This is a genomic window from Escherichia sp. 94.0001 (assembly GCF_013369155.2).
GTDB lineage: Bacteria > Pseudomonadota > Gammaproteobacteria > Enterobacterales > Enterobacteriaceae > Escherichia > Escherichia coli_F.
Genome location: NZ_JABWMS020000209.1, coordinates 1 through 734 on the forward strand (window position 1 = coordinate 1; position 734 = coordinate 734).

At 32.3% G+C, this 734-nt stretch carries 1 protein-coding gene; it reads left to right on the top strand.

All coding sequences use genetic code 11. From position 1 onward, the window contains the following. The first annotated feature begins 272 nt into the window (after positions 1–272). Positions 273–500: a helix-turn-helix transcriptional regulator gene (locus HEN33_RS25270; protein WP_000265817.1), complete on the top strand. Its 228-nt coding sequence runs from the start codon at positions 273–275 to the stop codon at positions 498–500. Positions 501–734: the final 234 nt, after the last annotated feature.

The window sequence follows — 734 nt, forward strand, 5'->3', positions numbered from 1 at the left end:
ACGAAGATTATGATTTTGGTTTTTATTTTGTATATTAAAAATTATTGTTTGAATTATTTTTATATTTCGACTTTCTTTGTTGTTATTGTGTTATTAGAAGTCAGTTAATTAAATCAATTCTCGCAATTTGATTTCTTGGTTGTGCAAATGTATTGTTTTGCTCGTGAGTTGCTGGTGCTGTTCAACAGTATACCACTACAGATAGATGTAGTGATTTGAGCAGCTCACATGCATATACAATCTGAAAATCATGAATGTATAAGGAGAGCAATATGTGGAAGCCGTTAAGAGATGAGAACCGTTTATCAATTTTGAAGATCTATGGATACACCTGTGACAGACTGGTACGAGAAGAGGAACGTCAGAACATTACGTCTATTTCTCGTTCACAAGCCTGGAAACTGGAACGTGAAGGAAAATTCCCGCCACGTAAAACTATTGGAAAGAAATCCTGTGGATGGTTATTAAGTGATCTATTGTGGTGGATTAGTCAGTATTAACCTTATAGTATCAGAATAATATATCTTTCTATATTTTAATTTTATAATTAAAAAGGAGTTTCATGATGAAACGTGTCTCTTTCTCTCTTGCAGAAACATATGAAGCTGATGTAATTAAAAAGTATCAGCATTTAAAAAAATGCTCATTTTCAGCAGCGATTAAAGAGTGTTTAAAGCTAGGGGCTCCTGTTTTAAACAAGATAAATGAAAATATTGTTGCTATAACTGATATAG